Consider the following 7,527-nt stretch of genomic DNA (forward strand, 5'->3'; position numbering starts at 1 on the left):
TTGCGAATTGTCGCGACAGGTCTAACGGGTCGCCACATCGAAGAAAAATTCATTGTTCCCATGGCGTTATCGCTTCGGCGTCAGGCCACGAAGCAATGCGCGATTGCTTCCGCAGAGAAGTCCTTGCGGTGAAAATGTCCGGTTACCCGACCGCGGCTCATGACGAGGACGCGGTCGCAGGCATCCATCATCTCCTGCAGTTCCGTGGTCAGCAGCAGGATTGCCTTGCCTTGTTCCGCCAGGTCCTGGATGGTGCGCCATATCTCGAACTTGGCGCCCACATCGACGCCACGGGTCGGGTCCTCGGCGATCACGATGTCGCCGCCGCGCGCGATCCATTTGCCGATGACGATCTTCTGCTGGTTCCCGCCAGAGAGTTGTGACGCCAGCTGCGACAGGCCGCTGGTCTTGATTGCCAATGCGCGCACCAGGCCGTTGGCCGTCGCGTTTCTTTGCCGGCGCTTCGTGAAGCCGAGGCGGCCGAGGCGGCGCAGGATCGTCATTGCGATATTGTCGCCGACGCTCATCGGCAGGACGAGGCCCTCACGTTTGCGATCGGCGGGCATGAAGCCGATGCCGAAGGCGATGGCGTCACGCGGAGAGCGCAGTTGCACCTTGCGTCCCTGAACACGGATCTCGCCGCGATCGATGGACCGATCGCCGAAGATCGCGCGCACGACTGCCTCGCGCTGGCAGCCAAGCAATCCGGCGATGCCGACGATCTCACCTGCCCGCACCTGCAGGCAAATATCGTCGAAGACCCCCGCCTTGCAGATCCCCTTCGCCTCCAGCACGACGTCGCCAAAACGCCTCTCCTTGTAGGCGGACTGACCCGGCTTGTGTTCACGCCCGACCATCAACGTGACAAGAGCAGCCTCGTTCAAGCCGGCTGTGTCCTGGGTGGCGACGACATGGCCATCGCGGAGCACGGTGACGCGATCCGAAATCTGCATCACCTCGCTCAACCGGTGCGAAACGTAGACGATGCCGAGACCGTTGGCCTTCAGCTTGCGAATGACGGCAAGCAGATGCACGACTTGGTCATCGTTCAGCGAGGCTGTCGGCTCGTCGAAGACGAGGACACGCGGACGGCTCGCCAAGGCGCGGCATATCTCGACGATCTGCTGCTCGTTGAGGCTGAGTTCGCCGACCGCCCGCGAAGGATCAAGGTTGACATGGATCTGATCGAGCAAGTCCTTCGCCATGCGGTTGAGCATCGCGCGCGTCTTGCCGAGACGTCCGGCCGGTTCACGACCGAGAAAGATGTTCTCGGCGACGCTCAGGTTCGGGCACAGCACCAGCTCCTGGTGGACCAGCGCCAGCCGGTTGGCGAGAGCCACCGTGGGATCGTTCAGAACCACAGCCTGTCCGTCGATCCTGATTTCGCCGCTGTCAGGCGCGACGAGGCCGTTCATGACCGACAGCAGCGTCGACTTGCCGGCACCGTTCTCGCCGACCAGGGCATGTACCTCACCGGCCTTCAGATCGAAGGTCACGTCGGAAAGTGCAATGACACCAGGATATGTCTTGCGGATCGATTGGACCTCGAGCAGCGGGGCGCTCATTGCGATCACGCCGAATGATATTTGTTGAGAAGCGCGCGATGCCGATCCATGTCGCCGCGCAGATTCTGATAGACGGACGACCAGACTTCGAAGAAGTCCCGATAACGCTCATGCAGTTTCGGATCGGGGTCGATCGTCTCCTTGATGCGAACGATGCTTGCAAGAGGCTCAGTCGGCGATTTGTAGATTCCGGCGGCGACGCCGGCCAGGATGGCGTCGCCGATCGGGGCGGCCTCGCCGATGTCGGGCGTCTTCAACGGCAGGTTCACCACGCTGGCGGTGATTTGGTTCCAGAACCGGCTTTTGGTCGGGCCACCGTTCAGGATCAAACCGTCGACCTTGACGCCGGCCGTGTTGGCGACGCGGACGTTGGAGTAAAGGTCGAAGGCGACGCCCTCGATGAGCGCGCGGATGAAATGCGCCCGTGTCGTCGTTGGGCGTACGCCAAAGAAGTTGCCGCAGGCATTGCTGTTCCAGTTGGGTGCCAGCGTGTTGCCGAGATATGGCAGGTAAAGCAGGCCGTCGGAACAAGCCGGCACGCGCCTCGCCTGCTCGGTGAAAAGGTCGAAGACATTGTGGCCCATGCGCTCGGCCAGGCGGAATTCGGCATCGCCGAACTGGTCGCGGAACCATTTCAACGACGCACCGGTGAAGGCCATCGGGCCATCGAACATGGTCAGGCCGGGCAGCACGTGCGGCCATTTTAGGATGCGGTATTCCTCGACGTTCTGCTCGGTCGGGATCATGATGCCGAGGTTGGAACCCGTGCCCATGGAGTAGTAGGCCTCACCGGCTTTGGTGACACCGACCCCAAGTGCTGCCGAACTGATGTCGGTACCGCCTGCGGCGACTATGGTGCCGGGACGCAGCCCTGTCTCCTCGGCCGCCTGCCTGGTAACCTCGCCCACCACTTCATGGGATTGGTAGAGCCGCGGCAGTTTCTCGAGCGGAATGCCGATCGCCCTGGCGACAGACTCGTTCCAGCGCTGCTCACGATATTCGTAGGCGTAAGCGAGCCCGGCGTCGCCAGTGTTCATCGTGAAGTTGCCGCACATCCGGTAGGTGCAATAGCCGGAAGGCGACAGGAACTTGTGCGTGGCGTTGAAGATGTGCGGCTCGTGCTTCTTGATCCACAGCGCCTTGGGGTCGATGAACCAGGGCGCGATACGGTTGCCGTTGTTCTTGTTGATGGTCGCCTCGCCGACGCTGCGGCGGATGTCTTCGCACTCTTCCTCAGAGCGGGAGTCCATCCAGATCATGGCCTGACGCAACGGCCTGCCCTGATCGCTGACGGGTAGCGTTACGCCGACAAGGCCCGAAAGCGCCACGGCCGCGATGTCGTCGGCGAAGCGGCCCTGCTCCAGGCATTGCCTCACGGATGAGACCACGGCGCCCCAGTAATTCGACGCATCCTGTTCGGCCCAGCCGGGAAACGGGTGAAACAGCGGATGCTCCTGCGAGCCGGACGCCACTACCTTGCCGGTATTGGTGTCCAGAACCGCGGCCTTCACATTGGTCGTGCCGATATCGATGCCGAGCGTGAGGTGTCCACCCATGAAATCGCTCCTCCCTAAGTCGTTATGCTTGTGTTTTCTTGCGGCTCATCTGCGACAAGCCGACCGATATGATGAGAACAACGCCGATGGCGAGGTTCTGATACCAGGTTCCGACGCCCCAGATGGCAAGCAGATTGAGACCGGCGGCAAACGCAACGCTGCCCAGCAGCGTACGCCAGGGCGATCCGATGCCGCCAGCCAGCGCCGTGCCGCCGATGACGGCGATGGCGATGGCGGTCAATTCATAACCAGCGGCGAGCGGCGCATCGACCGACTTCAGTCGCGCGGTAAAGATGATGCCGGCAATGGCGGCGCACAATCCGCTGATGGCATAGGCCAGCACCACGTAGCGCTGCGTCTTGATGCCGGCATAGAGCGCGGCTTTTTCGTTGCCGCCAATGGCGTAGAAGCGGCCGCCCCGCATGCTGCCGTTTATGAAACCGATGAGGGCAAGAAGAACGAGAAGGAAGATAACTAAACTGATCGGGATGCCGACCATCTTGCTGTCGCCGATCCAGCTGTAGAACGGCGCCTTGAGATAGTAGGGATGGCCATTGGTGAGCACATAGTTGAAGCCGCGCAAGGCCGTCAGCGACACCAGCGTCATGATGAAGGACGCGACCTTGAAATACGCCACGCCAATGCCGTTGAGCGCGCCGACCGCGATACCGGTCGCCAGGGCGATCAAAATGACCGGGACGATCGGGCCGGCATAGGTGTTGCCGCGCACCAGCCAACGGCTTCCCAGCATTGGGCCGATCTCGGCCATGACGACCACGCCGACAATGACCGAAAAGATCATCAGCGCCGCGACCGACAGGTCGATGCGGCCGGTGAGCAGCACCACCGTCATGCCGAGCGACAACAGGCCGATGACGGCGATGCTGCGCATGAGGTTCTCGATGTTGAGCGCGGTGAGGTAATACTCCGACGTCAGCGCACCGACCGCGAAGATCAGCAGGATCAGCCAGATGATGGGATCACGCAGCAACCCCTGCAGGAAGGGCGCGACGCGCGGGGTGGAGAGTTCCAGGACGCTCATTTCGCAATCCCCCGCTGCCACATGCCGGGCATCACGACGGCAAGGATGACTGCCGCGGTCACGACCTGCTGCAGATAAATGCTGACACCGAGCTGATTGAGAAGGTTGTTGACGATGCCGATGATCAGGGCGGCCACAACCGTACCGATGATCGAGCCCGAGCCCCCGGACAGCGACGCGCCTCCCAGCACGGTGACCGCCAGAACAGAAAGCTCCATGCCTTCGAAGCCCGCTGGATTGATGTAAGACAGCCTGGCGCTTTCAAGCATGCCGGCAAGCGCCGCACAGGCGCCGGAAATCGCGAACACGACGGCGCGGACGCCGACGACATTGATGCCGGACAATGCGGCCGCCTTGACGTTGCCGCCGGTCGCGTAGAGCGCACGTCCGAAGATCGAGTATTTCGTAAGCGCGATTGCGGCTGCGCCCAGCACGACGAGCAGCACGACCGGCAGCGGAATGCCTGCGAGGTCGCCGCGGCCGAGCCAGAGGTAGGCGGCGATCGGTTCGGGATAAAGCGCCTGGCCACCCGAGAAGATGTTGGCTAGCGCGCGGCTTATGCCGAGCATGCCGAGCGTGGTTATCAGCGAGGGAATGCCCAACGCGGCGACAAGAATGCCGTTGACCAGGCCGATGGCAAGGCCTGTGAGCAAGGTGGCGCCGATGACAAGCGCCGCGGAGCCTGTCGGGATCAACAGCCCGCCGGCGATGCAGGATAGGATCGCGACTCCGGCGATCGACAAGTCGATCTCACCGGTGATCACCACCAGCGTCATGCCGTAGGCCATGATGCCGACCGCGGCCACGGCGAGAAGTATGACATGGATGTTGGCGAGCGACAGAAAGGACGGTGTGATCGCCTGCCCGGCAATAAGCAGGGCGATCAACACCGCGACGCGGCTCGTTTCGCCAACGCTCAGGTGCCGCCAAGCGTCGGGAGGCCGCGCCTGTGAGGCGACCTTTGTTTCGAGAGTGCTCATGGTCATGACGTGCTCGCCTGTCTGTTCGGTCAGCGCCTGCCGGTCCTCGCGAGAGAATCCGGCAGGCGCGTGGAAGAAGCTGGCGATCAGCCCGCGACTTCCGGACCGTAGGCGTAGGGCCACTCGTCCGGCGTCAGCGTCTCGATGCCCTCGATGTTCATCTTCTCCTTGGTGATCATCGGCAGGTTGGGCGTCATGATGAGCTTCGGCGGCGCTTCGTTGAGCCCTGCCTTGGCGCCGATATGCATAACAACGGCGCGGATGCCAATGTCGCCGATCAGCGGCGTGTAGGGCGACACCATCTCGATGTTGCCGGCCTTGATTTCCTTCAGCACCTCACGGGCATCGTCATTGGCGAGGATCATGATCTTCTTCCCGCCTGGGGCGCTGTTCAACCGGTTCGCCTCGCGGATCGCGTCGAGCGCACCCATGGCTTCCTCGCCGCCGGTGTTGAACGACACCGAGATGTCCTGGAAGGCTTGCAGCGCATCCGCCGTCGACTTGAAGGCCAGCGTGCGCTGGCTGTTGGTGTGATAGTTGGCGAGCACCTTATAGCCAGGTGTGTTGCCGATCGCCTCCAGGAAGGCGCCGGTGCGGATCGAGTCCGCCGTGCTGCCGAGATCCTTGCGATTGAAGATGATGTTGCCCTCGGGCGCAGCATGCTTGAGATAGAGACCTTGCTGCAGACCGTTGGCATAGAAGTTGCCAAGTACCTCCGAGCTGATCTGCTCGGACGAAGTGCGGCGATCGAGGCTAACCACCGGGATGCCGGCCGCGATGGCGCGATCGACCGGTGGCCCCATCGGTGCTTCGCGGCTAGGCCAAAGCACGATGCCGTCATACTGCTTGGCGATCCAGGTATCGATAACCTGGCCCATCTTGTTGTCGTCGAACTCGGCGTCGATCACCTCGAGCTCGATGTTGGGGTGGCGTTTGGCTTCCCAGGCGGCGGTGTCCGCGAGGCTGATCAGCCAAGGGTGGTTGAAGCCGTGAAAGACCAGCCCAATGCGGTACTTCTTGTTGTGATCGAGCACCGGACCTTCGGTCAGTGGCAGATAGTCGGTGAACGGCGACTTGATCTGGAGCTTGCTGTAAGGACCGACGAAACTCGCCCCCATGCCGGGTTTCCACACAAACCCGCCGGCGAGATCGCCGACAGGATAGACGTCGAGGTAATCGCGAAAGCCGTCCTTTTCGAACAGCGCACTCACGTCCCCGTTCGACATTCCGGCCTTCGCCTGGTCGGAGTATTCCTTGATGAGCGCGTTGATGACGGAATGAACCGACTCCTCAGCCGCAGCCGGGGCAATCGCCAGCGGGGCAGCAGCAAGCACAGTCAGTGTCGCGGCCGTCTTCAAGAGATGACGGCGAGATAATTTCAGCATTAAGATTTCCTCCCATATTTTGGTTCAGCCCGGGATATGTCCCGAAGACGTCGGTGCTACTCTCCTCCTCCCACCAGGATGTGGACGTAGCCATCCGCCACCTTGGTTTCGTAAGTCTTCAGCCGCTCGGTGACCGGTGGCGAAAGCGGCATGCCGGTCGGGATATGGAACAGTCCCTGATGCAGCGGGCATTCAATCGTCTGGCCATCGATGTAGCCTTCGGAAAGAAATGCGTGTGCGTGGGTGCAGACGCCGGCTGTCGCATAAAATCTGCCGCCGAGATTGAAGATTGCGATGCATGCCCCGCTGTGCTCCATGCGCGTCGCGTCGCCGACCGGCAGAAGGTCAACACGGATCGCCTGTATCCATTGCATGTCCTTTGTTGTCGTTTCCGCCGCCATTCATTTCCTCGCAGTCGTCATTCTGTTTCGTTTATTTTCGTTGTCTTTCCGTACGCGGCCAATTCATTGTGGGAATGCCGGTATTGATGACTCCGATAAAGGTTGCCGAGAGGACCCGCTCGGCACAGCGACGGCGGAAAGGCGCCCGTAAGTGATCGGCGACTGGATTGCAGTTTCAGCGGTTCGCGGCACACGGAGCCGGCGCGAGCTAGTACTACAGTCGCAGATGCTCTCTTTTCTTGTAGTGGGCGATCATGGCTTGGGCCTGATGTTTTCGTCGCCATAGCGACCAAGCGAATATGAAGCTCGTGCTGTGAAGCTTTCGCATGAGGAGGCGCATGATCAGCACTCGAATTTCGGCGACGGTGGGGGATCAGGGCGATTTTGCGCATCAGGCTGCGATAGCGGGTTTTGGACTCGTTTCGTTCGGTTTGCCGAGAGCCGAACGGCGCAGGTCGGCACCAAGCCTGGCCAGGAAAGCCGCTGCCGCCATGACCAGCGTCATATGGCGGTGCCAGCCATGCCATGAACGGACCTCGCAATGATCGAGGCCGAGATCGTCCTTGGCGCGCTGGAAGCATTCCTCGATCGTCCAGCG

At 61.6% G+C, this 7,527-nt stretch carries 6 protein-coding genes and 1 pseudogene; all 7 read right to left on the reverse strand.

Going from position 1 to position 7,527, the window contains the following annotated elements; genetic code table 11:
- Positions 1-80 precede the first annotated feature (80 nt).
- Positions 81-1,565 carry a sugar ABC transporter ATP-binding protein gene (locus tag FJ546_RS03205; protein ID WP_140887995.1) on the reverse strand — a complete coding sequence of 495 codons (1,485 nt, stop codon included), beginning with the start codon at positions 1,563-1,565 and terminating at the stop codon, positions 81-83.
- A gap of 5 nt (positions 1,566-1,570) precedes the next feature.
- Positions 1,571-3,121: an FGGY family carbohydrate kinase gene (locus FJ546_RS03210; RefSeq protein WP_140887997.1), complete on the reverse strand. Its 1,551-nt coding sequence runs from the start codon at positions 3,119-3,121 to the stop codon at positions 1,571-1,573.
- A 22-nt stretch (positions 3,122-3,143) separates the two neighbouring features.
- Positions 3,144-4,163, reverse strand: coding sequence for an ABC transporter permease (locus FJ546_RS03215; protein WP_140887999.1), 1,020 nt, complete (start codon positions 4,161-4,163; stop codon positions 3,144-3,146).
- Positions 4,160-5,149 (reverse strand): ABC transporter permease, encoded by a 990-nt coding sequence (locus FJ546_RS03220; protein WP_140888000.1) that lies wholly within the window; start codon positions 5,147-5,149, stop codon positions 4,160-4,162. The genes FJ546_RS03215 and FJ546_RS03220 overlap by 4 nt, the downstream gene beginning before the upstream one ends.
- Positions 5,150-5,229: 80 nt before the next feature.
- Entirely contained in the window at positions 5,230-6,528 is a 1,299-nt protein-coding gene (locus FJ546_RS03225; protein ID WP_140888002.1) for a sugar ABC transporter substrate-binding protein, read from the reverse strand.
- Positions 6,529-6,584: 56 nt separating this feature from the next.
- Positions 6,585-6,929 (reverse strand): non-heme iron oxygenase ferredoxin subunit, encoded by a 345-nt coding sequence (locus tag FJ546_RS03230; protein WP_210243093.1) that lies wholly within the window; start codon positions 6,927-6,929, stop codon positions 6,585-6,587.
- Positions 6,930-7,320: 391 nt separating this feature from the next.
- A pseudogene (locus FJ546_RS03235) lies at positions 7,321-7,527 on the reverse strand (IS701 family transposase); the annotation flags it as partial.

It is taken from the genome of Mesorhizobium sp. B2-4-19 (assembly GCF_006441315.1).
Lineage (GTDB): Bacteria > Pseudomonadota > Alphaproteobacteria > Rhizobiales > Rhizobiaceae > Mesorhizobium.

Coding starts and splice junctions, on each gene's coding strand:
- FJ546_RS03205 (WP_140887995.1), bottom strand. CDS start 1,565: ATGAGCGCCCCGCTGCTCGAGGTCCAATCGATCCGCAAGACATATCCT.
- FJ546_RS03210 (WP_140887997.1), bottom strand. CDS start 3,121: ATGGGTGGACACCTCACGCTCGGCATCGATATCGGCACGACCAATGTG.
- FJ546_RS03215 (WP_140887999.1), bottom strand. CDS start 4,163: ATGAGCGTCCTGGAACTCTCCACCCCGCGCGTCGCGCCCTTCCTGCAG.
- FJ546_RS03220 (WP_140888000.1), bottom strand. CDS start 5,149: ATGACCATGAGCACTCTCGAAACAAAGGTCGCCTCACAGGCGCGGCCT.
- FJ546_RS03225 (WP_140888002.1), bottom strand. CDS start 6,528: ATGCTGAAATTATCTCGCCGTCATCTCTTGAAGACGGCCGCGACACTG.
- FJ546_RS03230 (WP_210243093.1), bottom strand. CDS start 6,929: ATGGCGGCGGAAACGACAACAAAGGACATGCAATGGATACAGGCGATC.